Annotated in this window: 20 protein-coding genes; 13 read left to right on the top strand and 7 right to left on the bottom strand. The window is 68.7% G+C overall.

Going from position 1 to position 20,768, the window contains the following annotated elements; translation table 11 throughout:
- Window positions 1–32: 32 nt before the first annotated feature.
- Together ABZY11_RS02135 and ABZY11_RS02130 are read right to left on the bottom strand one after the other, a co-directional pair.
- Window positions 33–1,409, bottom strand: a complete 1,377-nt coding sequence (locus ABZY11_RS02135; protein WP_356477267.1) for a polysialyltransferase family glycosyltransferase — start codon at window positions 1,407–1,409, stop codon at window positions 33–35.
- Window positions 1,406–2,395, bottom strand: coding sequence for a glycosyltransferase family 2 protein (locus tag ABZY11_RS02130; RefSeq protein ID WP_356477266.1), 990 nt, complete (start codon window positions 2,393–2,395; stop codon window positions 1,406–1,408). The genes ABZY11_RS02135 and ABZY11_RS02130 overlap by 4 nt, the downstream gene beginning before the upstream one ends.
- 209 nt (window positions 2,396–2,604) lie before the next feature.
- On the opposite strand from ABZY11_RS02130, the gene ABZY11_RS02125 reads away from it, so the two are divergent.
- The 4 genes from ABZY11_RS02125 to ABZY11_RS02110 are packed head-to-tail and all read left to right on the top strand — an operon-like array spanning window position 2,605 to window position 7,264.
- Entirely contained in the window at window positions 2,605–3,954 is a 1,350-nt protein-coding gene (locus ABZY11_RS02125; RefSeq protein ID WP_356477265.1) for a DUF6716 putative glycosyltransferase, read from the top strand.
- A 20-nt stretch (window positions 3,955–3,974) separates the two neighbouring features.
- Window positions 3,975–5,210: an acylneuraminate cytidylyltransferase gene (locus tag ABZY11_RS02120; protein WP_356477264.1), complete on the top strand. Its 1,236-nt coding sequence runs from the start codon at window positions 3,975–3,977 to the stop codon at window positions 5,208–5,210.
- A gap of 51 nt (window positions 5,211–5,261) precedes the next feature.
- The gene (locus ABZY11_RS02115; RefSeq protein WP_356477263.1) at window positions 5,262–6,197 is read left to right on the top strand and encodes an N-acetylneuraminate synthase family protein; all 936 of its coding nucleotides are present in this window, start codon (window positions 5,262–5,264) and stop codon (window positions 6,195–6,197) included.
- 11 nt (window positions 6,198–6,208) lie between these two features.
- The gene (locus ABZY11_RS02110) at window positions 6,209–7,264 is read left to right on the top strand and encodes a hypothetical protein (RefSeq protein WP_356477262.1); all 1,056 of its coding nucleotides are present in this window, start codon (window positions 6,209–6,211) and stop codon (window positions 7,262–7,264) included.
- Between the two features lie 21 nt (window positions 7,265–7,285).
- Here the strand turns inward: ABZY11_RS02110 and ABZY11_RS02105 are convergent, their stop codons facing one another.
- The 4 genes from ABZY11_RS02105 to ABZY11_RS02090 all read right to left on the bottom strand — a co-directional run bounded on the left by ABZY11_RS02105 (window position 7,286) and on the right by ABZY11_RS02090 (window position 9,210).
- On the bottom strand, window positions 7,286–7,480 hold the full coding sequence (locus ABZY11_RS02105) for a hypothetical protein (protein WP_356477261.1): 195 nt from the start codon (window positions 7,478–7,480) through the stop codon (window positions 7,286–7,288).
- A gap of 49 nt (window positions 7,481–7,529) precedes the next feature.
- Window positions 7,530–7,769 carry a prevent-host-death protein gene (locus ABZY11_RS02100; RefSeq protein WP_356477260.1) on the bottom strand — a complete coding sequence of 80 codons (240 nt, stop codon included), beginning with the start codon at window positions 7,767–7,769 and terminating at the stop codon, window positions 7,530–7,532.
- Between the two features lie 118 nt (window positions 7,770–7,887).
- Complete coding sequence (locus ABZY11_RS02095) at window positions 7,888–8,271, bottom strand: hypothetical protein (protein ID WP_356477259.1); 384 nt, start codon at window positions 8,269–8,271, stop codon at window positions 7,888–7,890.
- Between the two features lie 36 nt (window positions 8,272–8,307).
- A complete protein-coding gene (locus ABZY11_RS02090) occupies window positions 8,308–9,210 on the bottom strand; it encodes a hypothetical protein (RefSeq protein WP_356477258.1) in 903 nt (300 codons plus the stop codon).
- A gap of 404 nt (window positions 9,211–9,614) precedes the next feature.
- On the opposite strand from ABZY11_RS02090, the gene ABZY11_RS02085 reads away from it, so the two are divergent.
- The 4 genes from ABZY11_RS02085 (at window position 9,615) to ABZY11_RS02070 (ending at window position 13,395) form a co-directional block, all read left to right on the top strand.
- A complete protein-coding gene (locus ABZY11_RS02085; RefSeq protein ID WP_356477257.1) occupies window positions 9,615–10,829 on the top strand; it encodes a helix-turn-helix transcriptional regulator in 1,215 nt (404 codons plus the stop codon).
- Window positions 10,830–10,952: 123 nt separating this feature from the next.
- Window positions 10,953–11,258 carry a hypothetical protein gene (locus tag ABZY11_RS02080; RefSeq protein WP_356477256.1) on the top strand — a complete coding sequence of 102 codons (306 nt, stop codon included), beginning with the start codon at window positions 10,953–10,955 and terminating at the stop codon, window positions 11,256–11,258.
- A gap of 113 nt (window positions 11,259–11,371) precedes the next feature.
- A complete protein-coding gene (locus ABZY11_RS02075; RefSeq protein ID WP_356477255.1) occupies window positions 11,372–11,980 on the top strand; it encodes a hypothetical protein in 609 nt (202 codons plus the stop codon).
- Window positions 11,981–12,168: 188 nt separating this feature from the next.
- Entirely contained in the window at window positions 12,169–13,395 is a 1,227-nt protein-coding gene (locus ABZY11_RS02070; RefSeq protein ID WP_356477324.1) for an amidohydrolase, read from the top strand.
- Between the two features lie 70 nt (window positions 13,396–13,465).
- On the opposite strand, the gene ABZY11_RS02065 is transcribed toward ABZY11_RS02070, so the two are convergent.
- A complete protein-coding gene (locus ABZY11_RS02065) occupies window positions 13,466–13,804 on the bottom strand; it encodes a hypothetical protein (protein ID WP_356477254.1) in 339 nt (112 codons plus the stop codon).
- A 1,264-nt stretch (window positions 13,805–15,068) separates the two neighbouring features.
- On the opposite strand from ABZY11_RS02065, the gene ABZY11_RS02060 reads away from it, so the two are divergent.
- From ABZY11_RS02060 to ABZY11_RS02040, 5 genes are all read left to right on the top strand, one after another.
- Window positions 15,069–16,118 (top strand): BMP family ABC transporter substrate-binding protein, encoded by a 1,050-nt coding sequence (locus ABZY11_RS02060; RefSeq protein ID WP_356477253.1) that lies wholly within the window; start codon window positions 15,069–15,071, stop codon window positions 16,116–16,118.
- 251 nt (window positions 16,119–16,369) lie between these two features.
- Window positions 16,370–17,953: an ABC transporter ATP-binding protein gene (locus ABZY11_RS02055; RefSeq protein ID WP_356477323.1), complete on the top strand. Its 1,584-nt coding sequence runs from the start codon at window positions 16,370–16,372 to the stop codon at window positions 17,951–17,953.
- Entirely contained in the window at window positions 17,950–19,068 is a 1,119-nt protein-coding gene (locus tag ABZY11_RS02050) for an ABC transporter permease (RefSeq protein ID WP_356477252.1), read from the top strand. The genes ABZY11_RS02055 and ABZY11_RS02050 overlap by 4 nt, the downstream gene beginning before the upstream one ends.
- Window positions 19,065–20,330: an ABC transporter permease gene (locus ABZY11_RS02045; protein WP_356477251.1), complete on the top strand. Its 1,266-nt coding sequence runs from the start codon at window positions 19,065–19,067 to the stop codon at window positions 20,328–20,330. Before ABZY11_RS02050 ends, ABZY11_RS02045 begins: the two co-directional genes overlap by 4 nt.
- Window positions 20,327–20,725: a cytidine deaminase gene (locus ABZY11_RS02040; protein ID WP_356477250.1), complete on the top strand. Its 399-nt coding sequence runs from the start codon at window positions 20,327–20,329 to the stop codon at window positions 20,723–20,725. Before ABZY11_RS02045 ends, ABZY11_RS02040 begins: the two co-directional genes overlap by 4 nt.
- Window positions 20,726–20,768 lie beyond the last annotated feature (43 nt).

Below are 20,768 nucleotides of genomic sequence, written 5' to 3'. Positions count from 1 at the left end.
GTGCCGAATCGGGCCCGGCCCCGCCCCGGCACCTACTGCCGCACCACCCGCCGCCGCACCGACCGCGCCACCCTGCGCACCACCGCGTTGCGCGGCAGGAACGCGAGCTGCGCCGGCACCGCCCCCGGCAGCGCCAACGAGGTCAGCCGCTTGCGCTTGAAGTAACGCCAGGTGGTGGCGTCCAGGTGCGCGGCCAGATACCGCTCGGCGGCCGGCCGCAGCCCCGGATAGATCTTCGGCTGCATCGCGAATCCGACCGCGGTGACCAGCCCGGTCAGATCCACCGGCTCCGCATCCTGTGCCGTCCCGGCCCGCTCGACGGCCGCCCGGTCCGTCACCTCCGGCACCAGCGCGTCCACCAGCGTGACCGGGATGCGGTTGCTGTTCTCGTACGGGGCGAGCCGGTCCAGCAGCACCTCGGTGCCGACCCGGGCCACCGGCAGCCCGTAGAACGCCGAGGCGGTGAGCAGCGCTGTGGAGAAGCAGCCGACGACCAGCGCGGGCCGCATCCGCTGGTAGAGCACCTCGGCGAGGACCGGGGCGGTGAGCACCCCCTCGTCCAGCACCGTCAGCTCGGCGCCGAGCTTCCCGGCCTCCTCGCCCATCGCCTTCGACCACTGCGCCGGGGCCGTGGGATGCGGTTTGAAGACGAGGCGGGTGTGGCCGAGCGCGACCGCGCCGCGCATCATCCGCAGATGCAGGTTCTCCTCCTCGGCCGCGCTGATCAGCCCGAGCGCCGAGAGGTACTGGCCGAGCAGCAGCGCGGGCGCCTCCACGGCCGGAACGCCGTCCTGGGCGCCGGGCGCGTCCGCCAGCTCACCGAGCACCTTGAGGAACACCTCGGTCGGCACGAGCTGCGGCGCCACCCCGAACTCCGTGAGCAGCAGCGGCTTCAGCCCCGGCACCAGGTCGAGGTGGAGCAGCCGGCGCACCCGGGTCCCGACCAGCGGGTCGATCTTGTTGCGGGTGGGGCCGTAGCTCATCAGCCCGTCCGCGTACACATCGACCGGCGCGCCGGTGAAGATCTGTGCGACCGCCAGCGCGGGGTTGACCTGGATCGACTCGACCGCGAGCTCGATGTCGTCGTCGCCGAGCCCCCAGGCCAGGCGCAGATGCCGCTCCCACAGGGGTACGTCATCGGGGCGCGGCGCCCAGCCGCCCGGGTGGAAGGGGGCGATCGTGGTGTTCCACGACACCACGTCGTCGAACCGGCCGCGCAGCGCGTCGAACCCGGGCATCGCGTCGAGGGCGGTCGTCGTCTCCGGGACGGCCGCGTTGTTCGACACGAGCAGGATGCGGCGGTCCGCGTCCGGGAAGCAGCCCGCGTCGAGCGCGGCGGCGAGGGTGGCGGTGCCGTAGAGCGTGGAGGCGAGGAAGATCTGCGTGGTGCGGGACCGGGCGTTGTTCACGCGGCCGACACCTCCTTGGCACCCGCGGCGGCCGGGCGGCGGCGCAGCCGGCGCAGCAGGGTGGCGCGCTGCACGTCCATCGAGTCGAGTGCGTCGTCGAGCACCTGCTGCGGCATTCGTCTGAGCGCGGCGGCACTCATGGACTTCAGTGTGCGGGCCACGGCCGGTTCGAACCTTTCGATCGAGCTCATGTGGTGGAAAATGATCGCGCAATAGGTACGGACCGCTTTCGGCAGCAGCACCTGTGCGTCGCGGTCCTGGGCGGTTTCCCGAATGACCTGGTCGAACGAGCGAATGAAATCGAGCTGGCGTACGTCGCCGATCTGCGTGAGCGAAGAAGCGACCCCGCGCCGGTAGAAAATCCCGAGAAGTCCCAGCACCGCGAAAGAATCGGCCTCGCGATGCAGCCGCCAGATCCACGGACGGTCCTCCGCGGTGCGCAGACCGTCCGTGAAATGCAGCAGCCCGCGGTCCAGCAGCCGCCGGTGGTAGAGCCCGGCCCAGGCGTACGGATAGTCGACCGAGGTGGACCGCTCGGCGGGCAGGATCGCGTCCCGCGGGTCCAGCACCTCGCCGCGCCTGCCGTGCGGCACGCGGTGCACGCTGCGGTTCCGGCCCTCGACCTGGACATGGTCGGTACGGACGAAGTCGCAGCCCAACACCTCTGTCCTGGCCAGGAGTTCGGCGTAGAACCCGGGGGCGAGCCAGTCGTCGCCGTCCAGGAACGCGAGGTACTCGCCGCGCGCGGCGTCCAGGCCGGTGTTACGGGCGGTGGCCAGTCCGCCGTTCTGCTCGTGTCTGCGTACGACCACCCCCGGAATCTCGTCCTCGGCGCGGCGCAGTATGTCCGCGGTCCCGTCGGTCGAACAGTCGTCGACGAGGATGAATTCGAAGTCCTCGCGGGCGTTGGCCCGCAGGCTTCTCAAGGTGTCGGGGGCGTATGTCTGCACGTTGTAGAACGGCACGATGACCGAGAGCTTAACCACCCGACTCACGCTAGGCGCGAGCCCGTCATTTGCCTTGGCCCCGGGAGGGACGGCAGGTGAACGGCGAATGTCGGAATGATGAACCGGGTCGATTCATGGGTGATTGCGTCCCCTTTGTGAAGGCGATTCGCCAAGCGTCGGCGGGCTGTTAACCAGCTGTTGCCGTCACGTTGGGCCGCGAATCGAAATGCCTTCCTAAGTTCTGGGACGTGCCCCCACGTACCGAAAAGACGACCGCCCTCCGGGTAGCCGTACTCGCCGACTCCGACACCCGGTGGAAATGGGGCGCGCTCACCGCGCGCCGCCTCACCGCCGGTGCGTCCGGGACGTCGGCGCAGCGCGTCGAGATCAGCGGACTGCTGCTGCGCGGCCGGGCCACCCCGACCCCGCGCCAGCTCGCCGAGGTCGGCGACGTCGGTATCGAGGCCGGCCGGGTGCGCGAGGTGACAGCCGTCGAATTCCTGCACACCGTGCGGGACGAGGGGTACGACGTCGTCGTCCTCGCCCTCGTCGGCGGAGCCGTCCAGGCGATGCTGCACGGCCTCGCCGCACTGCGGCTGCCCGCCCGGCCCGTTGTCGTCACCGGCTATGTCGGCGTCGTCTACGAGAAGCTCGCCGACGGGCTGCTGCTGCGGCACGGCGCGGACATCGTCCTCGCCAACTCCCGCCACGACGCGGAGCGTTTCCGCGCGGTGTACGAGGGAGTGGGCGCCGACGCCTCGGCCGTCACCGAGGCCGCCCTGCCCTTCCTCGGCGGTGAACCGCACCGCCCGCAGGAGGGCCGCGACACCGTCGTCTTCGCCGCCCAGCCCTCCGTACCGGCCTCCCGCGACGACCGGATGTACCTGCTGCGCAGGCTCGTCGAGCACGCCAGGCTGCACCCGGACCGCGAGGTGCTGCTGAAATTGCGCTCCAGGCCCGGCGAGCACACCACGCACATCGAGGAACTCCCGTACCAGCGCCTCGCCGAGAAGCTGCCCGGCGGACTCCCGCCCAACTTCCGCCTGGTGTACGGGCACATGGGCGAGGTCCTGGACCGCACCGACCTGCTGGTCACGGTCTCCTCGACCGCCGCGCTGGAGTCCCTGCACCGGCGCATCCCGACCGCCGTCCTCACCGACCTCGGCGTCCGCGAGGCACTGGGCAACCACCACTTCATCGGATCCGGCCTGCTCACCTCCTGGGACCACCTGGACGGCGGCTTCCGCCCGGAACCCGACCCGGAATGGCTGGCCGGCCAGGGCGTCGCCGCCGACGGTACGTACGCCTCCGCCTACGACCACGCCCGCACCCGCGTCGACGCCCTGCTTGCCGCGGCCCGGCTGCCCGACCTCGCCCCGTACTACACACCCGCCACCGCCCCCGGCTACCTCCCCGGCATCCTCGCCCGCCACCACCTCGCCCCCGACGGCCACCCGCTGCCGGGCGCCGAACGGCCGCGCGAGACCGGCGGGGTGCGCGGCGCGGTACGCGAAGCGGTCCGGGAAGCGGCGCGCGGCGCGTACCGGCAGGGCGTACAGCGGGTCGCCCCGGTGATCCGACGGATGGGCGAGCTGTGAACACCACTTCAGGAGCAGAGATGACCCCGACCCCCACCGTGCTCGCCGTGATCCCCGCCCGCGGCGGATCCAAGGGCGTCCCGGCCAAGAACCTCGCCCAGGTCGGCGGCGTACCGCTGATCGCCCGCGCGGTACGTGCCTGCCTGGCCTCCCGCGAGGTCACGGACGTCGTCGTGACGACCGACGACGCGGCCATCGCCGACGCGGCCCGCGCCGCCGGCGACACGCTGGGCGCCCCCGAGCGGCTGCACATCGTCCAGCGCCCCGCGGCCATCGCCGGGGACAAGTCCAGCAGCGAGGACGCGGTGCTGCACGCCCTGGACGCGTACGAGGCGATGCGCGAGCGGACCGCCGACGTGGTGCTGCTGGTCCAGTGCACCAGCCCCTTCGTCGTACGGGAGGACATCGACGGCGTCGCCGCCGCGGTCGCCCACGACGGCGCCGACACGGCGGTCACGGTCGCCCCCTTCCACGGCTTCCTCTGGCGCGACGGCAGCGCGATCGAGGAGGGCAACTACGGCGTCAACCACGACAAGTCCGTCCGGCAGATGCGCCAGGACCGCCCCGAGGACCTGTTGGAGACCGGCACCGCGTACGCCATGAACGCCGAGGGCTTCCGCACCCACCGCCACCGCTTCTTCGGCCACACCGCCCTGGTGCGCACCGACCCCGCGCGGGTCCTGGAGATCGACGACCCGCACGACCTGGCCCGCGCCCGAGCCCTCGCGCCGCTGCTCGACCCCTCGCCGCTGCCCACCCTCGACGACATCGACGCGGTCGTCCTCGACTTCGACGGCACGCAGACCGACGACCGGGTCCTCATCGACGCCGACGGACGCGAGATCGTCGCCGTCCACCGAGGCGACGGCCTGGGCATCGCCGCCCTGCGCAGGACCGGACTGCCGCTGCTGATCCTCTCCAGCGAGCAGAACCCGGTCGTCGCCGCCCGTGCCCACAAGCTCCGCATCCCGGTCCTGCACGGCATCGACCGCAAGGACCTGGCGCTCAAGCAGTGGTGCGACGAACAGTCCATCGCTCCCGAACGTGTCCTCTACGTCGGCAACGACGTCAACGACCTGCCGTGCTTCGCACTCGCCGGCTGGCCCGTAGCGGTCGCGAGCGCCCACGACTCGGTACGGGCGGCCGCCCGCGCCGTCACGACCACCCCCGGCGGCTTCGGCGCCATCCGCGAGATCGCGGCCTGGCTGCTCGGCCCCACCCTCACGACCACGAATCCCACTCAGTCCCCCAAGTAACTCCGGGTCCCCCAAACCCGCCAAGCCATCCGAGCTAAGGAAACACACCTCATGAGCACCTCCCGTCTGCGCACCCTCGGCACCCGCACCGCCGGCCCCGGCAACCCCGTCTACGTGACGGGCGAGATCGGCATCAACCACAACGGCGACCTCGACAACGCCCTCGCCCTGATCGACGTGGCCGCCGAAGCCGGCTGCGACGCCGTCAAGTTCCAGAAGCGCACCCCGGAGATCTGCACCCCGCGCGACCAGTGGGACATCGAGCGCGACACCCCCTGGGGCCGGATGACGTACATCGACTACCGCCACCGCGTCGAGTTCGGCGAGGCCGAGTACCGGGCCATCTCCGAGCACTGCGCCAAGCGCGGCATCGACTGGTTCGCCTCCCCGTGGGACACCGAGGCCGTCGCCTTCCTGGAGAAGTTCGACGTCCCCGCCCACAAGGTCGCCTCCGCCTCCCTCACCGACGACGAGCTGCTGCGCGCCCTGCGCTCCACCGGCCGCACGGTCATCCTCTCCACCGGCATGTCGACCCCGCGCCAGATCCGCCACGCGGTCGAGGTCCTCGGCTCGGACAACATCCTTCTCTGCCACGCCACTTCGACGTACCCGGCCAAGGCCGAGGAGCTGAACCTGCGGGTCATCAACACCCTCCAGCAGGAGTACCCCAACGTCCCGATCGGCTACAGCGGCCACGAGACCGGCCTCCAGACGACGCTGGCCGCCGTCGCCCTCGGCGCCGCGTTCGTCGAGCGCCACATCACCCTGGACCGTGCCATGTGGGGCTCCGACCAGGCCGCCTCCGTCGAGCCGCAGGGCCTCACCCGCCTCGTCCGCGACATCCGCACCATCGAGGCCTCGCTCGGCGACGGCGTCAAGAAGGTGTACGAGTCCGAGCTCGGCCCGATGAAGAAGCTCCGCCGCGTCGCGGGCGTCGTCGCCGAGAGCACCGAGGCGGCCCCGGCCGCCGAGCCGGTCGCGGTCTGACGGGCCGACCGGTGAACCTCGCCTTCGTCGAGAGCCCGGTCCAGCTCCTGAACGTCCTGGAGTGGGCCTACACAGAGGGAGGCGGCGACCGGGTCCTCACGGACATCACGGTCGTCGTCCTCCCCCCGGTCGACCCGATGTCGCGCGGTCAGCTGCGCCGGATGGCGGAGCTGGCCCGCGACGAGGGCGTCAACGTCCGCTGGCAGGAGGCGCGCGGCGGCGCGGGCGCGCCCCTGAAGAGCCTGCGCGACCTGTCCGGACTCGTCCGCAGGGCGCAGCACATCGTCATCGGCGACCCGTTCTCCCGGTACGTACAGCTCCTTCTCACCATGGTCCGCGCCCGCCGCCTCACCGTGGTCGACGACGGCACGGCCACCATGGAGTTCGTCGCCCAACTCGCCCGCGGCGAACGGCTGGTGCGCTGGCACCGCAAGGGCAGCTCGGGCCCGCGCGAACTGGTCCTGGCCCCGGTCACGGCCCGCGCCCGCAGCCGCTTCACCCCGTCCGCCACCCGCACGGTAGAGGTCTTCACGGCCATGCCGGTCGAGGCTCCGCCCGGCGTGAGAGTCACCCCCAACGCCTTCGCCTGGACCCGCGCCCGCTTCGGCCCGCCGCTGCTCACCAAGGGCGCGGACCTGGTCGGCACCTCCCTGGTCGAGACGGGCGTGGTCGACCGGGACCAGTACCTGGAGGCCGTCGCGGCCCTGTCCCGCACCCACGGCGCGACCCGCTACTTCGCCCACCGCCGCGAGTCCACCGAGAAACTCCACGCCCTGGAGGCCGCCACCGGCCTGGAGATCGTCCGCCCCGACCTCCCCCTGGAACTCATCGCCCGCCGCGGCCCCATCGGCCGCACGGTTCTGAGCTTCCCCTCCACGGTCGTCCACACCCTGCCCCTCGCCCTGGCCGGCACCGAGGTGAAGGTCGCGGTCTGCGACATCGCCCCGGAATGGCTCCGAGACACGGCCTCCCCACGAGCCCAGGGCTTCCTGAGCGGCGTCACGGAGACCGCCCGCGACGTCCAGCGCCTGGCGCCGTGGCGGGCGACGGCGGTGACGGAGGCGTGATAAGGACTGTGGCGGGGATGGTCAGACCGGCATGACCCTGACGTCGTAGGACGGGATCCACTTGTCGCGGGTGAGGATGGTCATGTCCTCGGCCTGGGCCTGGGCCTGCGCGACCAGTATCCGGTCGAAGGGATCGCGGTGATGGGCGAGCAGCCTGCCCGCCCACACCCCGTGCAGGGCACTGATCGGCAGCGGGACGAACTGGCTGTCCCGCACCCGTTCCGCCAGGTCCTCGGGTCCTTATGAGCGTCGAGCAGCATCTTCATCAGCGCGCCCCGAAGGCATCGGTCATGTCGTCAGGCAGGTCGTCAAAGCCATCCTTGATGTGGATCTGCCCCTGGAGTGAACCGCGCCCGGTCCGCTTCACCGAGGGAGAGAGTGGAGCAATCTTTGCCGCCGGTTCTGCCTTGGGGATCAACGCTTCCTCACCAGTGACCGCCTGCTCCAGGACGCGCGAGAGATGAGTCTTGGCCTCATGGACGTTGCACTGATGAACTGCTTCCATGGTCGCCTCACAAGGACGAATCGTTCGTTCCGTTGTTTCATTGCTAGGAAACGATGTGACCGAAGGGCGACGGTCGACCCTCCTGTTCTCCGCAGTGGATACGAGACCCGATAGTATTTCACTGCTCAGGAAGGCGTGATTCCCACGGGAGCGCCATCTTTTCGAGCGGAAGTCGGGAGAGGGTAAGGGCAAGGTCTTCTCGACGGAATTCGAGTCCAGCTGCAAGGAGGATTCGCGTATGCCTGTCGAGCGCCTCAATGAGATCCTTTGGGAGTCCCGCCGCAACTGGGATTACCCAAGCCTCATCTGGGAGGATCTCGTCAAGGTCGCCTTCTTCGGTGGGATGTTGCACATGAACGGAGAATGGCATGAAGGATTTCAATGGCCCCCTGTGGGAGCGCTCCACCCTTTTTGTGATGCGCTCCCCGGCGAGCTCGATCGCGCGCAGTACTGCCAGTTCCGCGACAGTAGTGAATAGACCTAAACGCTCTTCGTTGTGCACAGTACCTCCAGATATGTCAACGTATCTTTTGTCCGGCTAATGGTCGTCACCGCAGGCCTTGTCTGCGCAGCCATGTTGCCCCCATGAAAGCCCGCCCTGCTCTCGATCGACCTTAATGGTTCCATGCTTGAGGACATATGGAGAGGGCTCGCCTCCCTTCGTTGCCCTCGAAAAAAGCATGAGAACCCTGCCCATCGCGCCCATGTCGAGGCCGAAGCGGCGACGTTCCTCGATCAGGCTCTGATCGAGAAACCGCCCATAAAGGCGTTCGGCACCAGGTTGCTGGTCCAAGGAGGCCCTCGCCTGCAGGAGCTGTTCCAACGCGATCTCGCCGGCTTCCTGCCGGTCATGACAGCCGGAACGGTGGACGTGATCACGGCACAAGACCCCCATGTTCCACGGGTCATGGAACATCAGCGCAGCCCGCCGCATGTCGTGATCACTCCGGAGCCAGGAAGGATGGGTCTCGACTACACGCCGGATGGTGGGCCAGTCCAAGAGGTGGGCAATCTCCAGTTTCCGTACGGTCTCGTGGCAGATCATGCACTCGGGGCTCAGGGCGTGAATCAGCCTCTCCGTGTCCGGCGGGAGTGGAGGCCGTTTCGCCTTCGCCTCCTCCCACGCGGTCCGGCGCCGCTCCTGTCGCGCGCGCCAGGCCGCACGCGGCCCCATGCGCAGTGTCACCGTCACACCTGCGTAGCGTGCCTCCAATGCCTTCACAAGTTGCCGCCCGCTGACGAACGCGGGCTCGGTCAAGTCCGGGAGATCAGCTCCGAAGGGCAGCCGGTCATCCCACCAGCCGCTAACGCCTCGACGCGCATAGCCGGAGTCCGCGAGCTTGAGATTCGACTCAGAGCCAGCCTGTTGCTCCTCAGCCGTGACGGCATACAGGGCCAGCCGGTCACCACGCTGCCGAGGCAGCTTCGTGCTCAGTTCCATGACACAGCATGCTAAAACTGCCCACTGACACAGACCTATTCTGAAGGCACGTCACAAACATTACTGTCATACGGAATGTGGGCCAGAGCCACCACTCTGTTGTTCAGTGGACGACTACAACAACCACGGTAACGACAAACCAGCCATCAGTAGCTCTCGTTGGCCGGTTGGTCAGCCCGCCAACTTTCAATGGCCGATCAATGTGTCGCGGGTCCGCGCGCTCTCGTGGAGACCGGTGCGCGGCGTCGACTCGGCAAGGTCCTGCGGAGCGGGATTTACCCGTGGGTTCGCCGCCGAGCGATCACCGTCACCTTCCCGGCGGGGATGCCACCGATGAGGGTTGCATAGCTTCCCAAGGCTGGGAGTAGCGTAATCAGTCGGACCTGTTCTGGGGGTGACTGGCCATGCATTTCGAAGAGGAACCCGGCATCGGCGACCGCATTGCCCGGCTGCGCCTGCGCCGGAAGCTGACGCAGGAGAGACTGGCCGAGCGGGCGGGCGTCTCGGTCGATGTCGTACGCAAGCTTGAGCAGGGCGTACGCAGCACTGCGCGGCTCACGACCCTCAACGCCCTCGCACGTGCCCTGGATGTCGAGCCGTCCGTACTCGTCGGGCAGCCGACCACCTTCGAGGTGCGCACCGAACAGGACCAGCCGTCCGTGCTGGCGCTGCGGCAGGCGGTCTCACCCGTCGCGGACCTGCTGGGCGAGGAGCCGGACCCCGAGGACCCGCCCACACTCGCGCAGTTGCGGGCGGCGCTCCGGTCCACCGAGCGCATCCGGCGGGAAGGCCGCATCAGTGACATCGGTGCACTGCTTCCGCAGCTGATCAAGGACGCGAGAGCGGCTGTACGTGCGCACAGCGGCGCCGACGCCGCCGCGGCCCAGTCGATCCTCGCCGAGTCGTACCAGGTTGCCGCAACCACACTGACCGCACTCGGCAAGGAGGATGCGGCGTTCACCGCCCTGGAGCGGGCGGCGGAGGCGGCCAGGGAGGGGGACGATCCGCACCTGGAAACGGTGGGCATCTCCAGTCTGGCCTGGGTCTTCACCCGGCAGGGAAGGCTGGCGGACGCCGAACGGATCGCCACCGCCACCGCCGAACGCATCGAGCCCACCTTCCGCTCGCGCCCGGTCGAACTGTCGCTGTGGGGCATTCTCCTGCTCCGCGCCGCCACGGCGGCCGTGCGCACGGGACGGCACGACACCGTACGGGACCTGCTCACCTTGACGAGCGCCGCCGCCGCTCGGATCGGCACGGACCGGCTCGACTACGCGACCCCCTTCGGTCCGACGAACGTGGGCGTGGCCAAGGTCAACTTCCTGGTGGAGATGGGGGACGGGGCCGAAGCCCTGCGTACCGCTCGTACCGTCCCCGACCTGCGGTCGCTCCCGCCGACCTGGCTCGCCCGCTTCCACGTGGACCGGGCACTGGCCTACGCGGAGTTGAACAAGGAGGACGGCGCCGTGCACGCACTGCTCACCGCGGAAGGCATCGCGCCGGAGTGGATGCGATATCACTCGACGAGCCGCCGACTGGTCGTCGAACTCCGTGGCAGGGGGAGGCGTCGCACTTCCGCAGTGACGGAACTCGCCGATCGGCTGGGCCTGGACGGGTAGGTAGGACGGCTCGTCCCACCTGGGCGGGAGAGTCGCACCGGGCGTCACTGTCGGTGCTTCTCACCCCGGCCTAATTTTGGCGGCACCGTCAACGAGGACGTACCGACGAAAGCAGGTCCCCTCATGTCGAGCCCCGTAACCCGCCTTCTGCCCTGGACCGGCGCCGACGGCCGGACCTGCCTGTTGGTCACCGATCACGACACGCACGGCCACGTCTCCCGGGTCGCCGACCAGGTCGAGACCGTGCAACTCGGCATGGGCGTCGAGCTGATCGGGCACGCGGAGGAACTGCTCGCGGACCCGGGGGCGGAGCCGGCCCAGATCCGCTATCTGGCCGCCCGGCTGACCGAGGCGTTGCGGGACGCCTTGCGGGTGGCGGTGAGCCGAGGGGACCGGCTGCGAGGGGCGGGCGGCCCCGCGTCCGGATGAGGCGCGGGCCGAATGACCCGCCCCGTCCCTGACCCCGAAGCGGCCTGGCCTCAGGGTTCGTTGGGGGCGAGCCCCGATGGCGGGCGAGGGCGGGTCGACGCGAGCATCGGGGCATGAAGACAAGCGAGTTGACGGAGCGACAGGCCCACGGATTCAAGACGGCGCTCCTCGCGGGTCCGGCCCTGATGGCCGGGTACGGGGCGGTGCGGCTGGTCGGGCGGGCCGTCGGCGATTACGGGCCCGGGGTGTGGTGGACGGTCGCGCATCTGCTGTTCCTGGCCGGGGTGCTCGCCTTCGTGCCGGTCTTCCTGGGGCTGCGGAGGCTCGCCGGGGAGCGCGGGGGCAGGCGGGTCGCAGGCGAAGTGGCCGCCTGGACCGGGCTGTTCGGTGCGGTGGCGGTGGTGGTGCAGGCGGTGATCGACCTGGGGGTCGCGTTCGTCTCGGCGGACAAAGAAGCCATGAGCGAGATGTTCGACCGGGTGCAGGGCGTGCCCGGTGTGATGCCGTTGGTCTACACCGTGGTGCCGATGCTGTTCTGGCTCGGGCTGCTGGCCCTCGTCACCCTGCTCGCATTCCTCCGCCGTGACCTGGTCCGGGCGTGGGCCCCGGTGCTGGTGCTGGCGGGGACGGTGGTGATGGCCGTGAGCCTGGATCTGCTGCCGGTCGGAGCCCTGTGCCTCGGGGTGGCCCTGCTGCCGGTGCGACGGGGGCTGTCCGGCTGACGGAGCCCGATGGCCGACCCGGCGGGCGGAGCGGTCGGTCATGGCGCAAAAGGGGGCGAGTTTACCCGCCCCGCCGTCCCCTCACACGCCGCAGCGCAGTCATTTATTCGTCTATGTGGCTGAACTTTTCTTGTTTCATGGCCAGTTGAAGGGGGAACGGCCTTACCCTTCACCAGGTGAACCAGTTGATGTCCCGTGATTCCGATGCCCAGCTGCCCGGCGAAGAAGCCCTCCCCGGCACCCTGCCCGAGGGCCTGCGTGCCGAGCTGATCGCCTTCCGGCGCGACCTCCACATGCACCCCGAGCTGGGCAACCAGGAGTTCCGTACCACCGCGGCCATCAAGGCCCGGCTGGAGAAGGCGGGACTGGAACCCCGGGTGCTCGACACGGGGACGGGGCTCATCTGCGACGTGGGCACGCGGGACGACTCCACCGCGTCGATGCTCGCCCTGCGCGCGGACATCGACGCACTGCCCATCCCGGACACCAAGACCGGCGTCCCGTACCGCTCCACCGTCCCCGACCGGGCGCACGCGTGCGGACACGACATCCACACCACCTCGGTCCTCGGCGCCGGCCTCGTGCTCGCCGAACTGGACCGGCGGGGGCTGCTCCCGAACCCGGTGCGGCTGATCTTCCAGCCGGCCGAGGAGGTGCTGCCCGGCGGGGCGCCCGACACGATCCTGTCCGGGGCGCTGGAGGGCGTCGGGCGGATCATCGGGGTGCACTGCGACCCGAAGGTGGACGTGGGGCGGATCGGGCTGCGGGTCGGGGCGATCACCTCGGCCTGCGACCGGCTGGAGGTGTCGCTCGACGGGCCGGGCGGCCACACCGCCCGGCCGCACCTGACCACCGACCTGGTCACCGCCGCCGCCAAGGTCGCCACCGAGGTGCCCGCGCTGCTGGCCCGCCGGGTCGACGCGCGCGCCGGGCTCGCCGTCACCTGGGGACGGCTGGAGGCCGGGCATGCCTGCAATGTGATCCCGCAGCACGCCGAACTGTCCGGCACCGTCCGCTGCCTGGAGCTGGCCGCCTGGCGGGAGGCCCCCGACCTGGTGCACGCCGCGATCGACGAGGTGGCCGGGATGCACGGCGCCAAGACGGTGATCGACTACGTCCGGGGCGTCCCGCCCGTCGTGAACGACGCCGCCGTGATCGATCTGCTCGCCACGGCGATGACCGCGCGCCGCGGATCGCATGCGATCGAGGACACCGAACAGAGCCTGGGCGGTGAGGACTTCTCCTGGTACCTGGAACACGTCCCCGGCGCCATGGCCCGGCTCGGGGTCCGTACGCCCGGCGACAGTGCCCGTCTCGACCTGCATCGCGGCGATTTCGACGCCGACGAGGAGGCCATCACGGTCGCCGTCGAGCTGTTCACCGCGGCCGCACAGCTGGACGGCAACTCTGCCTGAGCCGGGATGGGCGGGAAGGCGCCCGCAAGTTCGCGGGCGCCTCCCATTCTTCAACCGCTCTCAACGGGCCTCAGATACGAGTCCTGTTGACGCCGACCTTGAAGATGCCGACGTTGGTGTCGGTCGAGCACTTCGCACTGGACGTCTTCCCATTGCCCTTCCTCGGGCCATAGACGAGCCATTGCTTTCCGTGAGGGTCGATGCAGGTGAGCTTCACCTGGGCACCTTCAAGGGGCCAGGGGAGCATTCCGGTGCACTTTGCATATCCCACGTTGGGAGAGGTTTTTTTGTACCACGTGTCGCAATCGATATCCTGAGTACCGACTTCAGCTGCCGAGGCGCTGGGTGCGATAATCAAGGATGCTACTGCGATCGCAGCGCCAAATGCTGAGACGAGTGCCTTCTTCAAGGTTGCCCTTCCATGTTTTTCGAAGGCCTGGTGGGCCTGGCTGGTAATGGTTGCGGGCGCTGAGCACTACAGCCCCCGTGATCACCGGGGTCGAATGCGGTCCGCTTTCTTTCATTGGGTGCCCCAATGAGTGGTTCGCCCTGCCGGAGAGGTCGCGGTATCCAGGGCGAGAAACCTGTCCCGTAATCCCTGGCGGGCGTGCGACGACAGCTACGGCACCCCGCCGCATTGTCGGAACGCCCGAATACATCCAGTATTCGGGCGTCCCTCCGCCCTGCGATGCACCGCATCTGACGCCGCACGCCGATCCACCAGGGATTACGGGACAGCCCTTAGCCGCTGTAGCTGACGCCGACCTTCAATACGCCAACATTCGTGTCGGTTGAGCACTTCCCCTTGGAAGTCTGACCGTTCTTCTTCCATGGGCCGTAGGCGAGCCACTGCTTCCCGTGGGGGTCAATACACGTGATCTTCGCTCGGAACTTGTCGAACATTGCAATGTCGGTGCAGCGGGCGTTTCCGTAGTTGGGTGAGCTGTACGTGATCCACGTGTCGCAGTTCCCGACACTGCCGCCGGCGGAGGCGGCTGGCGCGAAACCGAATGACGCGGTCGCGAAAGTGAGAGCGAGGCAGGATGCGGTGAGCGCTCTTTTCACAGTTCCCCTTTGTGAAATGGGGTGCAGCGCGACTGCAGGAATCATCCGGAGTTCCCGTTCGGTCGGTCCGGTCGCGCAGGCAGGATTCTCGGAAATTCGATTTCTTCTGCTCTGCGCATTCAGGATGATTGGCGCTGCGACACCCCGACTTGATCAACTGGTGATCGATTTATATCAACACTTTGTCGTCCATCGCAAGAAATTTTACCTTCGCACGCTTGTGGCATCTGCGGAATTTAGAATTCCGATTTCCCTGCCCACTCGGGTTTCGAAACGCTCTGGGTTCGGCGGTTCGCCCGTGATGTCCTCGGTCGGCCGGGAGTGCGCCCCGCGGTGACATGTGGTGGCCGGGCGGACCTTGAGTGCCGTACCCCTGTCCCGGTCTGCTGATCGGTGTCTTCCGCGCAACGGGGTACCTTGTCGTCGAGCCGTTCATCGCCTCCGTGTAACTCGATGGCAACCACCTGTAGCCGGGCAGGCCGCCCCTCGTACGCGACGATCCGATAACGGCTTCCGTACAGGGCTTTATCTGACATCTACGCGCGTTACGATCGCCGCGAAACCAGCGCCGGAAGAGGCGCTTCGGTCAGGTTTGAAGGAGCCTTCCCTTGCGCCGGATCACCCGGATCACCACCGTGGGCCTTGCGTCCGCGGCGCTCGCACTCAGCGCCACGGCCTGTGGCGGTAAGACATCGTCGGATGCTGGTTCCGACTCCAAGGAAGCCAAGACGGCCATCGCGTACGACGTCGGTGGACGCGGCGACCAGTCGTTCAACGATGCCGCCTACGCCGGCCTGGCCAAGGCCGAGAAGGAACTCGGCTTCAAGGGCACCGAGGCCGAGCCGTCGGACGGCGAGGCGGACGCCGACAAGGTGCAGCGTCTCACCACGCTGGCCCGCGCCGGCAACAACCCGGTGATCGGCGTCGGCTTTGCGTACGCGCCCGCCATCGAGAAGGTCGCGGCGAAGTTCCCGAAGACCACCTTCGGCATCATCGATGACGCCTCGAAGACCGGCAAGAACATCGCCAACATGGTCTTCAACGAAGAGCAGGGCTCGTACCTCGCCGGTGTCGCGGCGGCCAAGGTGACCAAGTCCAAGACGGTCGGCTTCATCGGCGGCGTGGAGACCCCGCTGATCAAGAAGTTCCAGGCGGGCTTCGAGCAGGGCGTGAAGGACACCGACCCGTCTGTGAAGGTCCTGCCGCAGTATCTGACCCAGCCGCCGAACTACGACGGCTTCTCCAAGCCCGACCTCGGCAAGGCCGCCGCCCAGGGGCAGCTCGACAAGAAGGCCGACGTCATCTACGCGGCGGCCGGCCTGGCCGGCTCCGGGTCCATCGAGGCCACCGCGAAGGCGGGCAAGTGGGCCATCGGCGTGGACTCCGACCAGTACAACCAGAAGGGCCTGGCTGCCTACAAGGGCCAGATCCTGACCTCGGTCACCAAGGACGTCGCGGACTCCGTCTTCGACCTGATCAAGTCGGTCAAGGACGGCAAGCCGCAGTCCGGTGAGGTCCGCTACGGCCTGGACAAGGACGGCGTCGGCCTGGCCGACTCCAACCCGGCCTTCACCAAGATGACCGACGTCGTCGCCGCTGTCGACAAGGCGAAGCAGGCCATCATCGACGGCAAGGTCACCGTCAAGACCACCCCGTAACGGCACCTGCGTCACCGCAACTGCCGTACGACTGGTTCCCCAGGGCCCGGAGCGCACCTTGTTGCTGCTCCGGGCTCATGGGGTGTCCGTCCGAGAAGTTCCGCCCGTCACAGCGTCTCTCCAGCACGGGGCCGACCCCGGTCTCCCGCCATGTGCTGTGCATATGCGCCTCACGATTCGGTAGCACTACGCGTGTAGACAGCCCTCCGGCGCGATAACTTCACCCCGCCCCTGCCCCTCCGCCCCCGCTCCTGTCCGGCCAAGGAGAGTGCGTCATCAACGCGTCCAGCCCCCCCGCCGTAGAACTGCACGGCATCACCAAGCGTTTCCCCGGTGTCGTCGCCAACCGGGACATCGACATCACCATCCGCAAGGGCACGGTTCACGCCCTCGTCGGTGAGAACGGTGCCGGCAAGTCCACACTGATGAAGATCCTCTACGGCATGCAGAAGCCGGACGAGGGCACCATCACGATCGACGGGGCCGAGGTGGCGTTCGGCAGCCCGGCCGATGCCATCGACCGCGGCATCGGCATGGTGCACCAGCACTTCATGCTCGCCGACAACTTCACCGTCCTGGAGAACGTGGTTCTCGGCGGTGAGAAGCTGCACGGCATCGGCTCCGCCGCATGCAAGAAGATCATGGAGATCTCGGACGCGTACGGTCTGGGGGTCCGGCCCGACGCCCTCGTCGAGGACCTCGGTGTCGCCGACCGTCAGCGTGTGGAGATCCTCAAGGTCCTCTACCGGGGCGCGCGCATCCTGATCCTGGACGAACCGACCGCCGTGCTCGTGCCGCAGGAGGTCGACGCGCTCTTCGACAACCTGCGCGAGCTCAAGGCCGAGGGCCTGACGGTCATCTTCATCTCGCACAAGCTGGGCGAGGTCCTGTCGGTCGCCGACGACATCACGGTGATCCGCCGCGGCACGACGGTCGGCACCGCGGACCCGGCCAACACCACCACCAAGCAGCTCGCCGAGCTGATGGTCGGCAGCGAGCTGCCCTCTCCCGAGACCCGTGAGTCCACGGTGACGGACACCCCGATGCTGCGCGTCGAGAACCTTGCGCTCACCGTGACCGATCCGGACGGTGCGGTGCGTGACGTGCTGGCCGGCATCGACCTCACCATCCACAAGGGCGAGGTACTGGGCATCGCCGGTGTGGAGGGCAACGGCCAGACCGAGCTGATCGAGGCCCTGATCGGCATGAGGGACCCCGACGGCGGAGTGATCACCCTCGATGGCGACGACATCTCGCACGTTCCCACGCGCAAGCGACGCGAGAGCGGCATCGGCTACATCCCGGAGGACCGCCACCGGCACGGCGTACTGCTGGAGGCGTCCCTCTGGGAGAACCGGATACTCGGCCATGTCACGGAACGGCCCAACAGCCGGGGCGGGCTGCTGGACATCAAGGCGGCCCGCGCCGACACTGAGCGGATCGTGCGCGAGTACGACGTCCGCACCCCCGGCATCGAGGTCACCGCGGCCTCCCTCTCCGGCGGCAACCAGCAGAAGCTGATCGTCGGCCGGGAGATGAGCCACAACCCGAAGCTCTTGATCGCCGCGCACCCCACCCGCGGTGTGGACGTCGGCGCGCAGGCGCAGATCTGGGACCAGATCCGCGAGGCGCGCCGCGAGGGCCTCGCCGTTCTGCTCATCTCGGCGGACCTGGACGAGCTGATCGGGCTCTCCGACACCCTGCGCGTCATGTACCGCGGTCGGCTGGTCGCCGATGCCGACCCCGGCACCATCACCCCGGAGGAACTGGGCTCGGCCATGACCGGCGCCGCCACCGGTCATCTCGAGGCAGCACCGGAGGACGAGGACCGATGAAGAAATTCGACAAGGACCGGCTGATCCTGGGCTTCGCCGGCCCCGTTCTCGCCCTGGTCGTCGCCTTCGCGCTCACCACCGTGGTGCTGCTCGCCTCGGGCAAGAACCCCTTCGAGCCGTACCGGTTGATGTTCGACTCGGCGGCGTACGTCGACGTGCAGGTGCTGATCATCAACCAGGCGGGTACGTACTACCTCGCCGCCCTCGCGGTCGCCATCGGCTTCCGGATGAACCTCTTCAACATCGGCGTCGACGGCCAGTACCGGCTCGCCGCGATGATGGCCGCGCTGGTCGGCGCGAGCGTCGACCTTCCGGGACCGCTGCAGATCGCGCTGATCGTGATCGTCGCGATGCTGGTCGGCGCCTTCTGGGCAGGCATCGCCGGCTTCCTCAAGACCACTCGGGGAGTGAGCGAGGTCGTCTCGACGATCATGCTCAACTCCATCGCGACCGCGCTGGTCGCCTGGCTGATCCTGCCGAAGAACTTCGGTGTGCAGCCCGCCGGCTCCAACAACCTGACCACCGGCGACATCCCGGAGTCCGCCTGGTTCCCCGGCCTGTCCATGGGAGCGGAGGCGGGGGAGATCTACGGATTCACCTTCGTCGCGGCGGCCTGCGGTGTCATCTACTGGTTCGTCCTGAACCGCACCCGCTTCGGCTTCGACCTGCGGGCCACGGGCGAGAGCGAGAGCGCCGCCCAGGCCTCCGGTGTGGACGCCAAGAAGATGGTCCTCACCTCGATGCTGATCTCCGGAGCCGTCGCCGGCCTGGCCGGCATGCCGACACTCCTCGGTGACACGCACACCTACAGCCTCGACTTCCCGACCGGGATCGGCTTCACCGGCATCACCATCGCCCTGCTCGGCCGCAACAACCCGATCGGCATCGCCTTCAGCGCCCTGCTGATCGCCTTCCTGGACAAGGCGTCCGCCTCGCTCGACCAGTTCGGGTACGAGAAGGAGATCGCCACGATCATGCAGGGCCTGATCGTGATCTCGGTCGTCGTCAGCTACGAACTCGTGCGCCGTTACGGAACCCGCCGCCAGCAGCAGAAGGTCGGCGAGGAACTCGCCGCCGGCCATGCCCTCAAGACCGAGAAGGAGGCCGCACTGTGAGCGCAACCCAGGTTTCCGCCGCGAGCGTCGCCCCCAAGAAGGGCGGCGGCCGCCGCAAGCTCACCCTGCCCGTCATCCTGCTGATCATCGCGGGCGGGCTCGCGCTGGTCTCGCTCGTCCGCCTGATCAGCGGTGCCAACGACGTGACCTCCGTGGGGCAGGTCTCGGGCGCCCTCGAACTGGCGGTCCCGATCGGCCTCGCCGGACTCGGCGGTCTGTGGGCCGAGCGCGCGGGTGTCGTCAACATCGGTCTCGAAGGCATGATGATCCTGGGCACCTGGTTCGGTGCCTGGGCCGGGTTCCAGTGGGGCCCGTGGGTGGGTGTCCTGTTCGGCATCATCGGCGGCGCCCTCGGTGGCCTGCTGCACGCGGTCATCACCGTCACCTTCGGGGTGAACCACATCGTCTCCGGTGTGGCCATCAACATCCTCGCGGTAGGAGTGACCCGCTACCTCTCCAACTTCGCCTTCGCCGGCGTGGAGGGCGGCTCGTCCAAGCAGTCCCCGCGGATCGAGGCGATCGACCGGATCACCATTCCGGGGCTGTCGGACTGGCTTCTCGATCTGCAGGAGAAGCACTGGTTCTTCGTCTCCGACGTCGCCGGGGTCGTCGGTGGCCTGGTCACCAACCTGTCCTGGCTGACCGTCGTAGCGCTGCTGCTGGTCCCCGGTACCTGGTGGGTGCTGTGGCGCACCTCGTTCGGCCTGCGGCTGCGCTCCTGCGGCGAGAGCCCGGTCGCCGCCGAGTCGCTCGGTGTCAACGTCTACAAGTACAAGTACATCGCCGTCGTCGTCTCCGGCGGTCTGGCCGGACTCGCCGGTGCCTTCCTGGCGATCGTCTCCACCGGCATCTACCAGGAGAGCCAGACCGGTGGCCGCGGTTACATCGGTCTCGCCGCGATGATCTTCGGCAACTGGATGCCGGGCGGGATGGCGCTCGGTGCGGGCCTGTTCGGCTTCACCGACAGCCTCAAGCTGCGCGGCGGTGCCGAGAACGTGCACGCGATGCTTCTGCTGCTCGCGCTTCTGCTGGTGGTCGTACTGTTCTGGCAGCTGTACCGGAAGAAGTACGTGGCCGCGGCGGCCTCGGCAGCGGTCTCCGCGCTGCTGTTCACCTGGTACGCGCTGACGGACCAGGTGCCGAGCCAGTTCGTCGACGCCGCCCCGTACGTCACGACGCTGTTGGTCCTCTCGCTCTCGGCTCAACGCCTGCGCATGCCGAAGGCGGACGGTCTCGTCTACCGCAAGGGCCAGGGCAAGTGACGGCCGCCGCGGAGGTCGACTGGGCGGCGCTGCGGAGCGCCGCACGGTCCGTGATGGCCCGCGCGTACGTTCCGTACTCGCACTACCCGGTCGGCGCCGCGGCGCTCGTCGACGACGGCCGTACGGTCTCCGGCTGCAACGTCGAGAACGCCTCGTACGGCATCGGGCTGTGCGCCGAGTGCGGCCTGGTCTCCCAGCTGCACGCCACCGGCGGCGGCCGGCTGACCCACTTCACCTGCGTGGACGGGGCGGGCGAGATCCTGGTGCCGTGCGGCAGGTGCAGGCAGCTGTTGTACGAGTTCGGCGGCCCCGAACTGGTCCTGGAGACGCCGGACGGGCTGCGCACGCTCGACGAGATGCTGCCGCAGGCGTTCGGCCCGGACCATCTGAAGTAGCGGGCGACCGCAGCGTGTTCACCGTGGCCCTCCCGTCCGCCGG

Source organism: Streptomyces sp. NPDC006510 (assembly GCF_040611955.1).
Lineage (GTDB): Bacteria > Actinomycetota > Actinomycetes > Streptomycetales > Streptomycetaceae > Streptomyces.
Note: the sequence above shows the minus strand (reverse complement) of the source record. Positions and strands in the feature narration are given on the sequence as shown.